The organism is Cellulomonas endometrii (assembly GCF_949769265.1).
Taxonomy (GTDB): Bacteria; Actinomycetota; Actinomycetes; order Actinomycetales; family Cellulomonadaceae; genus Cellulomonas; species Cellulomonas endometrii.
In genome coordinates, this window is the sequence record NZ_CATKPC010000021.1 from 11,162 (window position 1) to 27,016 (window position 15,855).

Consider the following 15,855-nt stretch of genomic DNA (forward strand, 5'->3'; position numbering starts at 1 on the left):
AGTAGGAAATGAAACTTTTACGTGCCCGACACGGCAGGGGGCTGCTGCCGGGCCCCCCGGCGGTGGTTCGATGGGCCGCGTGATCCACACCGAGGACTACGTGCTGACCGACGAGGCCCGGGTCCGTGACCTCGTGCGCGAGCACGGCTGGGCGACCCTGGTCTCCGTGACCGACGACGGCCCCGTCGCGTCCCACGTGCCGGTCCTGCTGGAGGAGACGCCCGCCGGCGACGCGCCCGCGCCGCCCGCCGCCGCGGCACCCCGTCGCCGCGACGCCCGGGGGCTGCCCGACCGGTTCCGCTTGCCCGCCGCGCCGTTCACCGTCCTCAGCCACCTGGGCCGCCCGGACGAGCTGCTGCACCAGGTCGACGGCCCCCGCGAGCACCTGCTCGTCGTCGAGGGCCCGTACGGGTACGTCTCGCCCGGCTGGTACGGCTACACCCCGGCCGTCCCCACGTGGAACTACGTCGCCGTGCACCTGTACGGCACCCTCGAGCTGCTCGACCCCGAGGAGTCGTACGCGGTGATGGGCGCCACCGTCGACCGGTACGAGGCGCCCATGCCGGACCCGGTGCGGATGCCGGACGTCGAGGGCTACGCCCGGCGGATCGCGCCCGGGGCCGTGGGGTTCCGGCTGCGGGTGACCCGGTTCCAGGGCAAGGCGAAGCTCAGCCAGGACAAGCCCCGCGAGGTCGCCGAGCGCGTCGTCGAGGCGCTCGGCACGGACCCGCACTACGCGAACCCGGCGCTCGCGGCCGAGATGCGCGCCGAGCTCGACCGCCGCACCGGGACCGGGGAGGACCGACCGTGACCGCACCCCTCGTCCTCACCCACGCGCGCCTGGTCGGCGCCGCCCGGACCGTCGACGTGCTGGTGCGCGACGGCCGGGTGCACGCCGTCGGCCCGGACGTCGCGCGCACCGCGGGCGCCGGTGTCGAGCAGGTCGACGTCGGCGGCCGCACGGTGCTGCCCGGGCTGTGGGACGCGCACACCCACATGACGCAGTGGGCGCTCGCGCGGCAGCGGCTCGACGTGTCCGCGGCGACGTCCGCGGCGCACGCCGTGCAGATCGTCCTCGACCGCCTGGCCGCCCGGCCGCTCACCCCGGGCACCGCGCTGGTGGGCTACGGGTTCCGGGACGGCCTGTGGCCGGACGCGCCGACGTCCGCGCTGCTCGACGCCGCGGTCGGCGAGACCCCCGTCGTGCTCGTGTCCGCCGACCTGCACTGCGCATGGTTCAGCACGGCCGGCCTCCGGCACGTGGGGGTCGCGCCGCACCCCACCGGGCTGCTGCGGGAGGCCGAGTGGCTGCCGCTGACCGCCGTCGTGGACCACGTGGCCGACGACGTCGCGGACGCCTGGGTCGCGGAGGCCGCGCGCGCCGCCGCGCAGCGCGGGGTCGTCGGCGTGGTCGACCTGGAGATCACCGAGAACCTCACGCCGTGGCGCCGCCGGATCGCCGCGGGCAACGACGTGCTCCGCGTCCGCGCGGGGGTGTGGGAGCCGTACCTCGACAAGGTCCTCGCGGAGGAGCTGCGCACCGGCGACGTGCTCGTCGGCACCCGCGGCCTGCTGCAGCAGGGGCCGCTCAAGGTCGTCACCGACGGCTCGCTGAACACCCGCACCGCGTTCTGCCACGACCCGTACCCCGGGCTCAGCGGCCCGGAGGCCTACGGCATCCTGTCCGTCCCCACCGCGCACCTGGTGCCCCTGATGACCCACGCGCACCGCAAGGGCCTGACGTGCGCGATCCACGCGATCGGGGACCACGCGAACACCCTGGCGCTCGACGCGTTCGAGGCCAGCGGGGCCGGTGGCTCGGTCGAGCACGCGCAGCTGCTCACCGACGCCGACGTCGCCCGGTTCGCCGCGCTCGGCATCACCGCGTCCGTCCAGCCGGAGCACGCCATGGACGACCGGGACGTCGCCGACCGGCACTGGGCCGGCCGCACCGGCCGCGCGTTCGCCCTCGCGTCGCTCGCCGCCGCCGGGGTGCCGCTCGCCATGGGCTCGGACGCGCCGGTCGCGCCGCTCGACCCGTGGCAGGCGATCTCCGCGGCCGTCGAGCGCACCCGCGACGGCCGCGACCCGTGGCACCCCGAGCAGCGGCTCGACCTGCTGACCGCGCTGCGCTCGTCGACCGACGGGCAGCCGCTGACGCTCCAGGTCGGCGCGCCCGCGGACGTCGCCGTGCTCGACGCGGACCCGCTGTCCTCCGGGACGCCGCTGCGGGACATGCCGGTCGCGGGCACGCTGCTCGCCGGGCGCTGGACGCACCGGGGGTTCTGACGCCCGCGAGCCCCGTCAGGCGGCCGGCACCGTCGTCACCGCGCGGACCACGTCCGCCGTCGGGACCACCCGGGCGAAGCCGCCGCCGTGCAGCGTGGTCACGGTCGCCCGGGTCAGGTCCTCCGCGGACAGGACGGTGCCGTCGGGCCCCGCGAGGTCGAACGTGTGCATCGCGTCGGCGGGGAACACCACGTCGTAGCCGAGGTTGCCGGCCATCCGCGCGGTGGTCTCGACGCACATGTTGGTCTGGATGCCGCAGAGCACCAGCTGCCCGATGCCGGCGCGCGTCAGCCAGTCGTGCAGGTCCGGCGTGCCGTAGAACGCGGAGTTGACGGACTTCCGGACCAGCAGGCTCGGCTCGACGTCCGCGACGACGGGCTTGAGCGCGAACCCGGGCGTGCCGTCGTACAGGGGCGGGGAGGTGCGCGACGCGTGCTGGACGACGACGACCGGGCGGCCGGTCCCCTCCCAGGCGCCGAGGAGCGCGGCGATGTTCCGCTCGGCGTCCGGGTTGTCGCGCCGGCCCCAGAAGGCGGCGTCCTCGAAGCCCTGCTGCACGTCGATGACGAGGAGGGCGGCGTCGGTGGCGATGTCCATGGGCGTCATCGTGGCGGGGCCGAGGAACGGCGACGAGGGCCGCGGCTGCCGTCCGCCGTCGACTCCCTGCCACGTCACCCGCGCGCGACCGCGGGGGTACGTCGTTCGGGTGCATCGCCGAACGGGGCCTGGGTGCTGGCACCCACCCCTCGCCGCGCGGTGGGCGGCGGGCAGCCGTACGGTCCCGCTCATATGTGCCCTGACCTGCATGTCCTCGCCCCGCACGGCGTCGGCAGCCGCACCGCGCTCGGTTTCCACCCGCGCGACGGCCGGCCCGTCGCCTGCTGGGTCGTGCACCCCACGTCGGCCGACGCGGTGGCGCGCTCCCGGCTCGACCGGCTCACCGCCGCGCTCGGGCTCGGCGCGCACACCGCCGCCGCGCTCACGGAGGTCGCGGACCACCGCGCCTCGCTGACCGCCGCGGGCGGCTGGGCGACCCTCTGGGTGGGCGACGACACCGAGCTCGTGGCGCAGCACGACGACGCGTGGCTCGCGGCGCTGCTCGACCGCGGGTGGGCGATGGTCGTCGTCGGGTACTCCACCGGGCTCGGCTCCGGGGACAACGCGACCGTGATGGCGTACCTGACCAGCGGCCGCGACGCGCACGTCGGCGTGGTCCGCGCCGCCTGAGGCGCTCGCCGGTCCGCGCAGGGCCCGCGCCCGGCCCGCCCGCGGCGGACGTCCGGACCGAGCAGGCCCCCGGGGTCGGTAAACTCGTGCCGCACCCCCACCGCCGCGAACCAGGGAGCTCACCCGTGGGACGAGTCGTCGTCGATGTGATGCCCAAGCCGGAGATCCTCGACCCGCAGGGCAAGGCCGTCGCCGGCGCGCTGCCGCGGCTCGGTTTCGGGCAGTTCACCTCCGTCCGCCAGGGCAAGCGGTTCGAGCTGGAGGTCGACGGCCCCGTCACCCCCGAGGTGCTCGCCGCCGCGGCCGAGGCGGCCACGCAGGTGCTGTCGAACCCGGTGATCGAGGACGTCGTGCGCGTCGCCGACTCCGAGGCCGACGCCGCCGCGACCGTGCTCTCCGAGGGCCTCGCCTGATGACGAGGATCGGGGTCGTCACCTTCCCCGGGACGCTCGACGACCGCGACGCCGCGCGCGCCGTGCGGCTCGCCGGTGCCGAGCCGGTCGCCCTGTGGCACGCGGACGCGGACCTGCACGGCGTCGACGCGGTGGTCCTGCCCGGCGGGTTCTCGTACGGCGACTACCTGCGGGCCGGGGCGATCAGCCGGTTCGCGCCCGTCATGGGCGAGGTCGTGGAGGCCGCCGGGAAGGGCATGCCCGTGCTGGGCATCTGCAACGGCTTCCAGGTGCTGACCGAGGCGCACCTGCTGCCCGGGTCGATGATCAAGAACGACCACCTGCACTTCGTGTGCCGCGAGCAGGTCCTGGCGGTCGAGTCCACGGACACCGCCTGGACCCGCGAGTACCAGCAGGGCGAGCGGATCACCATCCCGCTGAAGAACCAGGACGGCCAGTACGTCGCCGACGACCGCACCCTCGACGAGCTCGAGGGCGAGGGCCGCGTGGTGTTCCGCTACGAGGACACCAACCCGAACGGCTCGCGCCGCGGCATCGCCGGGATCAGCAACGCGAAGGGGAACGTCGTCGGCCTCATGCCGCACCCCGAGCACGCGGTCGAGGCCGGCTTCGGCCCCGACGGCGCGCGCGGCCCCCGCACCGGCACCGACGGGCTGCGCTTCTTCACCTCGGTGATGCGCGCGCTCGTCTCCTGAGCGCCACGCCGGACCGTCCGGCCGCACCCGCGGGGGTGACGGTCGCGGAGCTCCCGTGGGCCGACCCCGTGGCCCGGGCCCTGCGCGACGCGCAGCAGGTCGAGCTCAGCGCGCGGTACGGCGACGACGGCACCCCCGAGCCGCCCGCCGCGGCGGTCGTGGTGACCCTCGTCGTCGCGGTCGACGGCGTGCCCGCGGCGTGCGGGTCGCTCCGCGACGTCAGCGGCGAGCACGGCCCCGCCACCGGTGAGGTCAAGCGGGTCTACGTCGACCCGCCGGCGCGCGGGCTCGGGCTCGCCCGCGTCCTGATGCGCGAGCTCGAGGCCCGGGCGGTGGCGCTCGGGTGGGCGCGGCTCGTCCTGGAGGCCGGGCTGCAGCAGCCCGAGGCGATCGGGCTGTACCTGTCCCTCGGGTACGAGCCGGTCGAGCGGTACGGCGAGTGGGCCGACGTCCCCGACTCCCGGTGCTTCGCGAAGGCCCTGGCCGGTGCCGGTGCCGGTGCAAGTGCCGGTGCCGGTGCCGACGCGGCGGGGCGTGGGTCGCGCGCGGTGCCGCCGCCGGTCCCGGGGCCGGACGTCGAGGTCGTGCTCGACCCTCGCCCGGGCGCCCTCGCGGCGGTGGTCGCGCGCGTCGGCGGCCGTCCCGCCGGCACCGCGTCGCTGGGCCGGCCGCACGGGCTGACCGAGGGCGACCCGGGCACGACCGCGGAGCTGCTCGGCGTGGACGTCCGCGACGGGTCCCGGCGGTCGGAGGTCGTCGCCGCGATGGTCCGCGCGCTGGAGGCGGCGGCGATGGACGCCGGGACGCGCGCCGTGGTGCTGCGGACGAGCGTCGCCGAGCCGGGGGCGCTGACCCTGTACCGGGCGCTCGGGTACCGGCCGGTGCTGCCGTTCGGCGACTGGGAGGGCGACCCGCTGGGCCTGTACCTCGGCCGCACGCTCACGCCCCCGGCGGTCTGACCCGCCGACACCGGGGACCGGCATGTGGACGCGCCGTGGTGCCCCGCCCGCCCGGCCGGTTACCGTGCTCGCGTGTTCCTGAGCCGGGTCTGTTGTCGCTGAGCTGACGACCTCGCGCGCCCGCGGCCGGTACGGCCCTCGCCGCGCACCCCGCCCCACCCCTCGAGGACACCCCATGGCTCAGCCCGTCCTGGACCGCGCGCCCGCGGCCGCCGCACGTCACCTGCCCGTCGTCCTGCCGCTCGCCCGCCGGCACGCCCCGGCTCCCGCGCATCCGCCCGCGCCCGACCCGACCATCCACGTGCTCGCCCCCGACTACGGCGTGCGCACCGTGGAGTCGCGCCCCGGGTCCGAGTCGGCGATCGCCCTGGCCGCGGTGCACGCCGACGTCATCCGGCTCGAGTTCTCCGTCGCCGTGCCGTCCGTGGGCGCGCTGTCGCGGGTCGCCGCCCTGGTGGAGGAGGCCGTCGCCGCGTCGGGCCGCGACCGGGCGGAGGTGCGGGTGCTGCTGGACCTGGAGGTGGTGCTCGCGGGCGACGAGAGGACCGCCCGCCGCAAGCGGTCGCAGCTCGAGCACCTCGACGCCCTGGCCGGGCTCACGTGGTCGCCGGCGGACACCCGGGTCGTGACGACCGCCGACCGCCTCGTGGCCGAGGTGCGCGAGCTCGCGCGCCGGGCCGGCGTCGACGGGGTCGTGCTGCACCCGCTGGCCGGCGGACCGGCCGCCGCGGCGCAGCTCCGGGCCCTCGTCGCCGCCTGAGGCCCCGGAGCCGCGCGGGCTGGAGCGGCTGCTCGCTAGGTTGAGTGCGTGACTCGTCTGTGGCACTGGGTGCTCGCCGGCCTCGCGCTGCCCGCGGTGCTCGTCGGCGGGTGGCTGGTCCTCGCGCTGGTGCTGGGCATGTCGCCGGCGGACGTCCTGGCCGGCGCGGGCTACAGCCTGTACCTGGTCGCGTTCCTCACGCTGCCGTGCACGGCCGCGCTGACGGTGGTCGGCCTGGGCGTGCTCGCGGTCGCCCCGTCCCTGCCGCCGCGGGGCCGGCCGGCGCGTGCGGTCGCGATCGCGCTCACCACGCTCGCGACGGCGGTCGTCACCACCGCGGCCGCGACGCTGCTCGTCGTCGGACCGCCGTCGGGCGCCGGCACGTCGTGGCCGTCCGTGATCGCGAACGGCGCCGTCCTCGCGCTCGTCCCGACGGCGCTCGCCCTCGTCGCGCTGCTGCGCTGGCGGCCGCGCGCGGCCGCGGAGCCCGCGGCGCCGGCGGTCAGCCCTCCAGCGCCGCCAGCGCCTGCTCCAGGTCGTCGCTGAGGTCGGCGGGGTCCTCGAGCCCGACCGACAGCCGCACGGTGGACTCCGCGATGCCGACCGCCGCGCGCCCGGCCGGGCCGAGCTTGCGGTGGGTGGTCGTCGCCGGGTGCGTGACCAGGGACTTCGCGTCGCCCAGGTTGTTCGAGATGTCGACGACCCGCAGGGCGTCGAGGAACGCGTACGTCGACTTCTTCGCCACGTCCGGCCCGGCGCCCTCGGGCACCCGCAGGTCGAACGTCACGACGGTCCCGCCGCCGTCCTGCTGCGCGAGCGCGAGGTCGTGCTGCGGGTGCGACGGCAGGTACGGGTACCGGACCGACGCGACGGCGGGGTGCTGCTCCAGCCGGCCGGCGAGGGTCAGCGCGGACGCCGTCTGGTGCCGCACCCGCAGCGACAGCGTCTCCAGGCCCTTGAGCAGCACCCACGCGTTGAACGGGCTGAGCGAGGGCCCCGTGTTCCGGATCAGCGTCTGCACCGGGCCGTGCACGAACGCGTCGGTGCCCAGGATCGCCCCGCCGAGGACGCGCCCCTGCCCGTCGATGTGCTTGGTCGCCGAGTACACGACGACGTCGGCGCCGAACGCGAGCGGCCGGGACAGGACGGGCGTCGCGAACACGTTGTCGACCACGACGACCGCGCCGGCCGCGTGCGCCAGGCGGCTGACGGTGGCGATGTCCACGAGGTCCTGCATCGGGTTCGACGGGGTCTCGAAGAACACGACGTCCGCGGGGGTGGCGAGCGCGGCCTCCCACTGCTCGGGGACGTGCCCGTCGACGTAGTCGGTCCGGACGCCCCACTTCGCGAAGATCTCGTCGAAGATCACCACCGACGACCCGAACAGCGCCCGGGCGGCGACCACGCGCGACCCGGAGCGGACCAGCGCCGCGAGGGCCGTGAACACCGCGGACATGCCGGACGCCGTCGCGTAGCAGGCCTCGGCGCCCTCGAGCAGGCGCAGCCGCTCCTCGAAGCTCGACACCGTGGGGTTGCCGTACCGGGAGTACAGGAACCGGTCGCTCTCGCCGGCGAACGCGGCCTCCGCGTCGGCCGCGTGGGCGTAGACGTACCCCTGGGTGAGGAACAGCGCCTCGGACGTCTCCTGGAACCCGGTGCGGACGGTGCCGCCGCGGACCGCGAGCGTGTCCGGCCGCAGCCCCTCGCGCGGGAGCCGGTCGTCCTGCCAGTCGCCGGGGCCGGGGGTGGTCACGCCTCCCGCCACGGGAGCCCCTCGGCGCGCCAGCCCTGGTGGCCGCGGCGGCCGTCGGGGCCGACGTCGCCCTCGAACCCGCTCAGGACGTTGTACGCCGGGCCGAGGCCCGCGGCGGTCGCGGTGCTCGCGGCGGCGACGGAGCGCACGCCGGACCGGCACAGGAACACGACGGGCCGCGGGTCGTCGGGCGTGATCCCGGCGCGCGCGAGCTCGTCGAGGAACCGCGGGTTCGGGCGGCCGAACGCGTCGGTCCACTGCACGAAGGCGGTGCGCTCGGCGGTGTCCTCGCCGGCCAGGTCGCCCGTGTCGGGGACGCCGATGGTCTGCCACTCGCCCTCGGTGCGGACGTCGACCAGGACGGCGCGCTCGTCGGACGCGAGCAGGTCCCAGGCCTCCTGCGGGGTCAGGTCGCCGGCGTAGCCGTGCCCGTGCCGCGCGCTCACAGCGGCCGCACCCGGGCCGTGGCGGACGCGGGCAGCACGACGGCCTGCGCCACGATCACGCGCTGGCCGTCGAAGGTCGCCGCGGGGGCGCCGTGCAGCTCGTAGCCGTCGGCCAGCGCCTCGCTGACCCGTTCGCAGAACGAGCGGTCGTCCGGCCCCGTCAGCAGGCGGTAGCGCAGGCGGTCGTCGGTGTCGGTCATGCGTCTCCTCCATCGGACCTGGCGGAAGCACCCTCGGCCGGTCCGGCTCGCGAGGAGGCGGACCGCGGGTTGCTGCGGCGTCGACGAGCCAGATCTCTCGGCCGCTCTGGATGGTGCGGCGATGCTACGCCATCGGCCGGGGGCGTCACTCCCCTCGTCCACGGCCGGTCCACGGCCGGTCCCCTTCTGGTCCGCGGCGGGTTCACCCGTGCCGGTGGCTGGACGCCGGTTGACACCTCCGCCGCGCCCGCCCCATCCTCGTGGCAGGTCATGAGCGCCAGCGCGAAGCCCCGGCTCGCTGGCCGGCAACCCTCCCTCCGCGGCGGGGTGCCCCGGGTGACGACCTGGCCGTCCACCGTCCGGTGGCCGGCAAGCGCGGGGTGACCCGGTCGACGCACCGGGCCCCCATCGATCCACCCGGGGGTCCTCCCATGTCCGTCTCCACCGCCACCACGTGTGCCACCGCCGTCACCGCCGAGCAGGCGCTGCTGCCCGTCGTCGGCTGGGACACGCTCGTCCCGCTGGTCGACGGCCGGTCCGTGCCGTACGCCAACCTGGACTACGCGGCGTCCGCGCCGGCGCTCGAGTCCGTCGCCGCGCGGGTCGTCGAGGTGCTGCCGCTGTACGCGTCCGTGCACCGCGGCGCGGGTTACCTGTCGCAGGTGTCGACGGCCCTGTACGAGGCCTCCCGGTCGGCGGTCGCGCGGTTCGTCGGGGCCCGCGAGGACGACGTCGCGGTCATCACGCGGAACACCACCGACTCGCTCAACCTGCTGGCCGGGTGCGTGCCCGACGGCGGGCGGGTGCTGGTGCTCGACGTCGAGCACCACGCCAACCTGCTGCCCTGGGTGCGGTCCGTCCGCGGCTCCGGCCGGGTGGCGACGGTCCTGCCGTCCGCGCCGACCGTCGCGGAGACGCTCGTCGCCCTGCGCGATGAGCTGGCCCGGCAGCCGTACGCCCTGGTCACGGTGACGGGCGCGTCCAACGTGACCGGCGAGGCACTGCCGATCGCCTCGGTGGTGGCGCTCGCGCAGGAGGCGGGAGCGCGCGTGGCCGTCGACGGCGCGCAGCTCGTCCCGCACCGCGCGTTCTCGCTGGCCGAGTCGGGCGTCGACTACGTGGCGTTCTCCGGGCACAAGACGTACGCGCCGTTCGGGGCGGGTGCGCTCGTGGGGCGCCGGGACTGGCTGGACGCCGGGACCCCCTACCTCGCCGGCGGCGGCGCCGTCCGCGACGTCCGCACCGACCGGACGCTGTGGCAGCCGGCGCCCGCGCGGCACGAGGGCGGCTCGCCGAACGTGCTCGGCGCGGTGGCGCTCGCGGAGGCGTGCGACACCCTGGCGGCCCTGCCCGACGGCGCGCTCGCCGCGCACGAGACGGCGCTGCGGGACCGGCTGCTCGCGGGCCTCGCGACCGTGCCCGGCGCGCGGGTGCTGCGGCTGTGGTCCGACTCCGCCGACCCGGTGGGCGTCGTGTCGTTCACGCTCGGCGACCACGACTCCGGGCTCGTCGCCGCGTACCTGTCGGCGGAGCACGGGATCGGCGTGCGGGACGGCCGGTTCTGCGCGCACCCGCTGCTCGCGCGGGTCGGCGTGACCGGCGGGGCGCTGCGGGCGTCGGTCGGCGTCGGCACCACGACCGACGCGGTCGACCGGCTCGTCGCCGGGCTCCACGCGTTCGTCGCCGACGGGCCGCGCGCCGCGTACGAGGTCGTCGACGGGTGCTGGACGGTGGCCGGGGACACCCGGCCCCGGCCCGCGGTGCCCGGCATCGACGCCATCGCCGCCACCGCGGCCGCCGCGTGCGGCCCCGCGGTGGAGGACTGAGACCGCGGCCCGGGTCGGCCCGAGCGGGGGGCAGGCCGGCCCGGGTCGCGCACGCCCGCCACGGGGTCAGCGGACGGTGACGCCCAGGTGCTCCGCGAGCGCGTCCGCCAGGTCCAGCAGCTGCTGCCGGCTGATCGTGGCGCCCTTGAGGCCCGCGGTGCCGTCCAGCCCGGCCAGGTCCGCGCCGCGCAGGTCGACCTCCCGCAGCTGCGCCCGCGTGACGTCGAGCCGCCCGACCCGGCAGTCCTCGAACCGCACCCGCGCGGCCTTCACCCCCGCGAGGTCCAGGTCGCCGATCGTGCAGTGCACGAACCGGAGGTCCTGCACCCGCGCGTCCCGCAGGTTCAGGTAGTCGATCTTCCCGCCCTCGACGGTCACCCGGTCCCACGAGCTGCCGAACGCCTCGAACGCGCCGAGCCGGCAGTCCCGCAGCGTCACGTCCCGCCACGACCCCGACCGGGCCCGCAGGGTGCCCGCGCGGCAGTCGGTCAGCGTGGTGTCGACCAGGTGCGCGTGGTCGAGCTCGGCGCCGCCCAGGTCGCAGCCGCGCAGCAGGCACTCGATCACCCGGGCGCTCTCCGCGTCGGCGTCGGACAGGTCCAGCGCGTCGAGGAGCAGGCGGTCGTAGTCGCCCTCCGGCTCCAGGGTGCCGGTCCAGCGGTCCAGGGTGTCCTCGCGCGGGGTCGTCATGGGACCAGCGTGGCACCCGGGTGTGACGTCACCCCAGCGGCCGCACCTCCGAGCGCAGGTGCAGCTTCCCCTTCCGCGCGTCCCAGGCCGTGACCACCCACCCGTCCCCGTCCCGCGCGACGGACACCGCGGGCGTCGCGGGCAGCAGCACGGGGGAGGCGAACTCCACGTCCCACGTGTACGTCCTGCCGCGCCGGGCGCCGACGTCGGCGAGCGCCCGGGCCGCGGTGAACATGCCGTGCGCGATGGCCCGGGGGAACCCGAGGGCCCTGGCCGTCAGCGGGGACAGGTGGATCGGGTTGGCGTCCCCGGACACCGCGGCGTACCGGCGCCCGGCGTCGGCGCCCAGGGCCCAGCGGCCGGTGGGCGCGGGCGGGACGAAGTCGGGCCGGGGTGCGTCCTCGGGCGGGGCACCGGGCACCCGGACGCCGGGCGCCAGGTACGTCGAGACCCCGCGCCACGCGGCGGGGGCGGACCCCGGGTCGCCCGCGCGCCGCACCTCGGACACGAGGTCGACCTGCGCGCCGCGGCGGTGCGGCCGCAGGTCCTGCGCCCACGCGCGGATCTCGAGCACGTCGCCGAGCCGCAGCGCCTGGCGCTGCTCCACCCGGTTGGCCAGGTGCACGATGCCGAGCGGGGGCATCGGGAAGTCGGGCCGCACGATGAGCGCGATCGCGACGGGGAACGCCAGGACGTGCACGTATCCGGCGGGCAGCACGTCGCCGGCCGGCTCGCCGACCAGGTGCTGGTACGCGGTCAGCTGCTCGGCGTCGGGGTGCACGCCGTCGAGCCGGTGCGTCACGGCGGGCAGCGCCGCCGCGGCGCCGGAGCCCTCGCCGCGGCGCAGCACCCGGCGCACCTGACCGCCGACGGCGGCGCGGCCCGACGCGAGGCCGGCGCGGGCGTACAGCTCCCCGAGCCGGGGCGGCGCGCCGAGGACGACTTCGCGTCCCGCCCCGGTGGCGACGGCCGTCACCGGCCGACCATGCTCTGGCCGCACACCCGCAGCACCTGCCCCACGACCCCGCCGGCCTGCGGCGACGCGAGGAACGCCACGGCCTCGGCGACGTCGACCGGCAGGCCGCCCTGCTGCAGCGAGGACAGCCGCCGCGCGACCTGCCGGGTGAGCGCGGGCATGCGGGCGGTCATGTCGGTCTCGATGAACCCGGGTGCGACGGCGTTGGCCGTGCCCCCGAACGCCGCGAGCAGCGGCGCGGTGGCCTGGACCATGCCGATGACCCCGCCCTTCGAGGCGGCGTAGTTCGTCTGCCCGCGGTTCCCGGCGATCCCGGAGGTCGAGGCGAGCGACACGATCCGCGGCGCGTCGGTGAAGTCGCCCGACGTCAGCAGCGCCTCGTTGATCCGGAGCTGCGCGGCGATGTTCACCGCGATGACGGACTCCCAGCGGTCGGGCGTCATGTTCGCGAGCAGCTTGTCCCGGGTGATGCCCGCGTTGTGCACGACGACGTCGAGCCGGCCGTGCCGCGCCAGGGCGTGCTCCAGGATCCGGGCCCCGGCGTCCTCGGCCGTGACGTCGAGCTGCAGCGCGGTGCCGCGCACCCGGTTCGCGACCGACGCGAGCGCCTCGCCCGCGGCGGGGACGTCGACGGCCACGACGGTGGCGCCGTCGCGGGCGAGCGTCGTGGCGATGGCCTCGCCGATGCCCCGGGCGGCGCCCGTGACGACCGCGACCCGGCCGTCGAGCGGCCGCTCCCAGTCCGCGGGCAGGGACCCGGCCGCGGAGTCGACCGGCAGCAGCTGCCCGTCGACGTACGCGGAGCGGGGCGACAGCAGGAACCGCAGCGCGCCGAGCACGCCGGGCGCGGTGACGGGCACGTCGTCCGCGACCACCACGCCGTTCGCGGTGGCGCCGCCGCGCAGCTCCTTGGCGATCGAGCGCAGCGCGCCGTCGACGCCCTGGCGGGCCGCGGCGAGCGCAGGCGCGTGGTCCGCGGCGGCGGGTCGGGACACCGTGACCACCCGGCCGTGCCGGGCGAGCGTCTTGAGCGTCGGGGCCAGCGTCAGCAGCGGGTCGGCGAGGTCCCGGGGGTGCTCGATCTCGGTGAGCGCGAGCACGACGGCGGCGAACCGCGTGCCCTCGCCGGCGTGCCGCCGGACGTCGAGGTCCCAGCCCTTGCGGTCCGGCGACGTGCCGGAGAGCAGCTGCGCGAGCGTGTCGGCGTCCGGGCCGGTGCCCAGCACCAGGACCGGGCCGTCGACGAGCGGGGCGCCCGGTCGGTAGCGGTGCAGCTGCGCGGGACGGGGCAGCCCCAGCCGCTTCGCGATCGTCGCGGTCACCCCGCCGTTGACGAGGTCGAGGTACCGGTCGGTGCTCACACGGCCTCCAGGATCGCGGCGACGCCGAGGCCCCCGGCGGCGCAGACGGACACCAGCGCGCGGACCGGGCGGTCCTCGCCGGCGGCGAGCAGCTCCGCGCGGCGGCGGTGCAGCTGCTTGGCCACGGTGGCGACGATGCGCCCGCCGGTCGCGGCGAACGGGTGCCCGGCCGCCAGCGAGGAGCCGTGCACGTTGAGGCGCTCGCGGTCGACGGACCCGAGCGCGTCGTCCAGGCCCAGGCGGGACAGGCAGAACTCCTTGTCCTCCCACGCGGCGAGCGTGGTGAGGACGGTCGCGGCGAACGCCTCGTGGATCTCGACGTAGTCCAGGTCGGCGAGGGTCAGCCCCTGGCGGGCGAGCAGCCGCGGCACCGCGTAGACGGGCGCCATGAGCAGCCCGTCCTCGCCGTGCACGAAGTCGACCGCGGCGGTCTCGGCGTCGACCACGGCCGCGAGCGGGGTGAGGCCGCGCGCGGCCGCCCAGTCCTCCGACGCGAGCAGCACCGCGGAGGCGCCGTCGGTCAGCGGGGTGGAGTTGCCGGCCGTCATCGTCGCGGGCGTGTCCAGGCGGGTGCCGAACACCGGCTTGAGCGTGGCGAGCTTCTCCAGCGAGGTGTCCGGGCGCAGGTTCTGGTCCCGCACGAGGCCCCGGTACGGGGTCACCAGGTCGTCGAAGAACCCGTCGGCGTACGCCGCGGCGAGGCGCTGGTGGCTGGCGTACGCGACCTCGTCCTGCGCCTGCCGCCCGATGCCCCACTGCGCGGTGGTCAGCGCCTGGTGCTCGCCCATCGACAGGCCGGTGCGCGGCTCGTCGGTGCGGGGCGTCGCGGGCTTGAGGTCCTGCGGGCGCAGCGCGGCGGCGGCCTTCAGCCGCTGCGGGACGCTCTTCGCGCGGGCCAGCGTGAGCAGCGTGCGGCGCAGGCCCTCGCTGACGGCGATCGGCACGTCGGAGGCGGAGTCGACGCCGCCGGCCACGCCGGACTCGACCTGGCCGAGCCGGATCTTGTTCGCGACCGACACCACCGCCTCCAGGCCGGTGGCGCACGCCTGCTGCAGGTCGTACGCGGGGGTGCGGGGCGACAGCGGCGAGCCGAGCACGGCCTCGCGGGTGAGGTTGAAGTCGCGGCTGTGCTTGAGCACCGCGCCCGCGACGACCTCGCCCAGGACCTCGTCCTGCAGGCCGTACCGGGCGACCAGCCCGTCGAGCGCCGCGGTGAGCATGTCGAGGTTGCTCACCCGGGCGTACGGTCCGCCCGCCCGGGCGAACGGGATCCGGTTGCCGCCGACGACCACGGCACGTGTGCCGCCGGGCGTCGGGGTGGGGGTGGCTGCCATGGGGGGTCCTCCCGCATCGTCGTCGATGTCGCTGGGTGGTGCCGGTGGTGCTGACGGTGGTGGTGCTGGCTCGGTGCTGGCTCCGTGGGCCGGTCGATCCGGGACTTCGGTCCCTTGTGCCGGTGCCCGAAACTCACAGTACCTGATACCGTCAGTTTCGTGAGCCCCATCACACGGGATCCGTCGACGCGGACGGACGAGACCGAGGCCCCGGCCGGGACCGCGGCGGCGGCGCGCGCCGACGACGGCCGGTCCACCCGCTGGGAGGACCACCGCGAGGCCCGCCGCGCCGAGCTCGTGCGCGTCGCCCGCCGGGTCGTCCACCACGAGGGGCCCGACGTCTCGATGGACGACATCGCCGCGGCCGCCGGGACGTCGAAGTCGATCGTCTACCGGTACTTCACCGACAAGGACGGCCTGCAGCTCGCGGTCGCCGCCGCCGTCGTCACCGACATCCGCGACGCGCTCGACGCGGCAGCCACCGGCGCGAGCACCCCGCGCGACGCGCTGCGCGGCATGGTCGACACCTACCTGTCGATGATCGAGTCGTCCCCGCACGTGTACGCGTTCGTCACCCGCGGCGGGTCCGTCGGGCACTTCCTCGACTCCGTGACCGAGCTCGTCGCGGTGCCGTTCGTGCGCGCGCTGGGGGTCGAGGGCGACGGCACGCCCGAGGGCCCGGACGCCGACTGGGCGCGGCTGTGGGCGGCCGGCGCCGTCGGGTTCGTGCGCGGGGCGGGCGAGCGCTGGCTGGCGGCTCGCGACCAGCCGGACGCCGACCGCGAGGACGTCGCGACGCGCGTCGCCGCCTGGCTGTGGGCCGGGCCGGTCGGCGTGCTGTCGCGCGAGCGCACCGCCCGGCCCGTCGAGGCCACCGACGCCACCGACGCGGCCCGCCCACCCGGCTGACCGGCGACACCCGACCC

At 76.7% G+C, this 15,855-nt stretch carries 17 protein-coding genes, 1 pseudogene and 2 riboswitches; of the genes and pseudogenes, 10 read left to right on the forward strand and 8 right to left on the reverse strand.

What is annotated here, in order from left to right:
- Positions 1 to 79 precede the first annotated feature (79 nt).
- Both QNH85_RS17285 and QNH85_RS17290 read left to right on the forward strand, forming a co-directional pair.
- The gene (locus QNH85_RS17285; protein ID WP_282948391.1) at positions 80 to 811 is read left to right on the forward strand and encodes an FMN-binding negative transcriptional regulator; all 732 of its coding nucleotides are present in this window, start codon (positions 80 to 82) and stop codon (positions 809 to 811) included.
- Positions 808 to 2,289 (forward strand): amidohydrolase, encoded by a 1,482-nt coding sequence (locus tag QNH85_RS17290; protein ID WP_282948393.1) that lies wholly within the window; start codon positions 808 to 810, stop codon positions 2,287 to 2,289. The genes QNH85_RS17285 and QNH85_RS17290 overlap by 4 nt, the downstream gene beginning before the upstream one ends.
- Positions 2,290 to 2,304: 15 nt before the next feature.
- On the opposite strand, the gene QNH85_RS17295 is transcribed toward QNH85_RS17290, so the two are convergent.
- Positions 2,305 to 2,886, reverse strand: a complete 582-nt coding sequence (locus QNH85_RS17295; RefSeq protein ID WP_282948395.1) for a cysteine hydrolase family protein — start codon at positions 2,884 to 2,886, stop codon at positions 2,305 to 2,307.
- Positions 2,887 to 3,078: 192 nt separating this feature from the next.
- Between QNH85_RS17295 and QNH85_RS17300 the strand changes: the two genes are divergently transcribed.
- The 6 genes from QNH85_RS17300 (at position 3,079) to QNH85_RS17325 (ending at position 6,889) form a co-directional block, all read left to right on the forward strand.
- Entirely contained in the window at positions 3,079 to 3,516 is a 438-nt protein-coding gene (locus QNH85_RS17300) for a hypothetical protein (RefSeq protein WP_282948397.1), read from the forward strand.
- A 125-nt stretch (positions 3,517 to 3,641) separates the two neighbouring features.
- On the forward strand, positions 3,642 to 3,929 hold the full coding sequence (gene purS / locus QNH85_RS17305; RefSeq protein WP_213282561.1) for a phosphoribosylformylglycinamidine synthase subunit PurS: 288 nt from the start codon (positions 3,642 to 3,644) through the stop codon (positions 3,927 to 3,929).
- Complete coding sequence (purQ, locus tag QNH85_RS17310; RefSeq protein WP_213282565.1) at positions 3,929 to 4,624, forward strand: phosphoribosylformylglycinamidine synthase subunit PurQ; 696 nt, start codon at positions 3,929 to 3,931, stop codon at positions 4,622 to 4,624. Before purS ends, purQ begins: the two co-directional genes overlap by 1 nt.
- A gap of 35 nt (positions 4,625 to 4,659) precedes the next feature.
- Positions 4,660 to 5,583: a GNAT family N-acetyltransferase gene (locus QNH85_RS17315; RefSeq protein ID WP_282948400.1), complete on the forward strand. Its 924-nt coding sequence runs from the start codon at positions 4,660 to 4,662 to the stop codon at positions 5,581 to 5,583.
- Positions 5,584 to 5,758: 175 nt separating this feature from the next.
- Complete coding sequence (locus QNH85_RS17320) at positions 5,759 to 6,343, forward strand: hypothetical protein (protein ID WP_282948402.1); 585 nt, start codon at positions 5,759 to 5,761, stop codon at positions 6,341 to 6,343.
- A gap of 48 nt (positions 6,344 to 6,391) precedes the next feature.
- The gene (locus QNH85_RS17325; protein WP_282948404.1) at positions 6,392 to 6,889 is read left to right on the forward strand and encodes a hypothetical protein; all 498 of its coding nucleotides are present in this window, start codon (positions 6,392 to 6,394) and stop codon (positions 6,887 to 6,889) included.
- Here the strand turns inward: QNH85_RS17325 and QNH85_RS17330 are convergent.
- The 3 genes and pseudogenes from QNH85_RS17330 to QNH85_RS17340 all read right to left on the reverse strand — a co-directional run.
- Complete coding sequence (locus tag QNH85_RS17330) at positions 6,846 to 8,096, reverse strand: O-succinylhomoserine sulfhydrylase (protein ID WP_282948406.1); 1,251 nt, start codon at positions 8,094 to 8,096, stop codon at positions 6,846 to 6,848. The genes QNH85_RS17325 and QNH85_RS17330 overlap by 44 nt on opposite strands.
- Positions 8,093 to 8,542: a rhodanese-like domain-containing protein gene (locus QNH85_RS17335; RefSeq protein WP_282948408.1), complete on the reverse strand. Its 450-nt coding sequence runs from the start codon at positions 8,540 to 8,542 to the stop codon at positions 8,093 to 8,095. Before QNH85_RS17335 ends, QNH85_RS17330 begins: the two co-directional genes overlap by 4 nt.
- 23 nt (positions 8,543 to 8,565) lie before the next feature.
- A pseudogene (locus tag QNH85_RS17340) lies at positions 8,566 to 8,742 on the reverse strand (DUF1737 domain-containing protein); the annotation flags it as partial.
- A 6-nt stretch (positions 8,743 to 8,748) separates the two neighbouring features.
- Positions 8,749 to 8,859, reverse strand: a riboswitch (SAM riboswitch).
- Between the two features lie 149 nt (positions 8,860 to 9,008).
- A riboswitch (SAM riboswitch) is annotated at positions 9,009 to 9,124 on the forward strand.
- 49 nt (positions 9,125 to 9,173) lie between these two features.
- Between QNH85_RS17340 and QNH85_RS17345 the strand changes: the two are divergent.
- On the forward strand, positions 9,174 to 10,568 hold the full coding sequence (locus QNH85_RS17345) for an aminotransferase class V-fold PLP-dependent enzyme (protein WP_282948412.1): 1,395 nt from the start codon (positions 9,174 to 9,176) through the stop codon (positions 10,566 to 10,568).
- A gap of 66 nt (positions 10,569 to 10,634) precedes the next feature.
- On the opposite strand, the gene QNH85_RS17350 is transcribed toward QNH85_RS17345, so the two are convergent.
- Genes QNH85_RS17350 through QNH85_RS17365 form a run of 4 tightly spaced genes read right to left on the reverse strand, consistent with a single transcriptional unit; the run spans position 10,635 to position 14,929 of the window.
- Complete coding sequence (locus QNH85_RS17350) at positions 10,635 to 11,258, reverse strand: pentapeptide repeat-containing protein (protein WP_282948414.1); 624 nt, start codon at positions 11,256 to 11,258, stop codon at positions 10,635 to 10,637.
- Positions 11,259 to 11,286: 28 nt separating this feature from the next.
- Positions 11,287 to 12,234, reverse strand: coding sequence for a MaoC family dehydratase (locus QNH85_RS17355; RefSeq protein WP_282948416.1), 948 nt, complete (start codon positions 12,232 to 12,234; stop codon positions 11,287 to 11,289).
- Positions 12,231 to 13,595, reverse strand: coding sequence for a 3-oxoacyl-ACP reductase (locus QNH85_RS17360; protein ID WP_282948418.1), 1,365 nt, complete (start codon positions 13,593 to 13,595; stop codon positions 12,231 to 12,233). Before QNH85_RS17360 ends, QNH85_RS17355 begins: the two co-directional genes overlap by 4 nt.
- Positions 13,592 to 14,929: an acetyl-CoA C-acetyltransferase gene (locus QNH85_RS17365; RefSeq protein ID WP_282948420.1), complete on the reverse strand. Its 1,338-nt coding sequence runs from the start codon at positions 14,927 to 14,929 to the stop codon at positions 13,592 to 13,594. Before QNH85_RS17365 ends, QNH85_RS17360 begins: the two co-directional genes overlap by 4 nt.
- Before the next feature lie 159 nt (positions 14,930 to 15,088).
- Between QNH85_RS17365 and QNH85_RS17370 the strand changes: the two genes are divergently transcribed.
- Positions 15,089 to 15,838: a TetR/AcrR family transcriptional regulator gene (locus tag QNH85_RS17370; protein WP_282948421.1), complete on the forward strand. Its 750-nt coding sequence runs from the start codon at positions 15,089 to 15,091 to the stop codon at positions 15,836 to 15,838.
- The last annotated feature ends 17 nt before the right edge of the window (positions 15,839 to 15,855 follow it).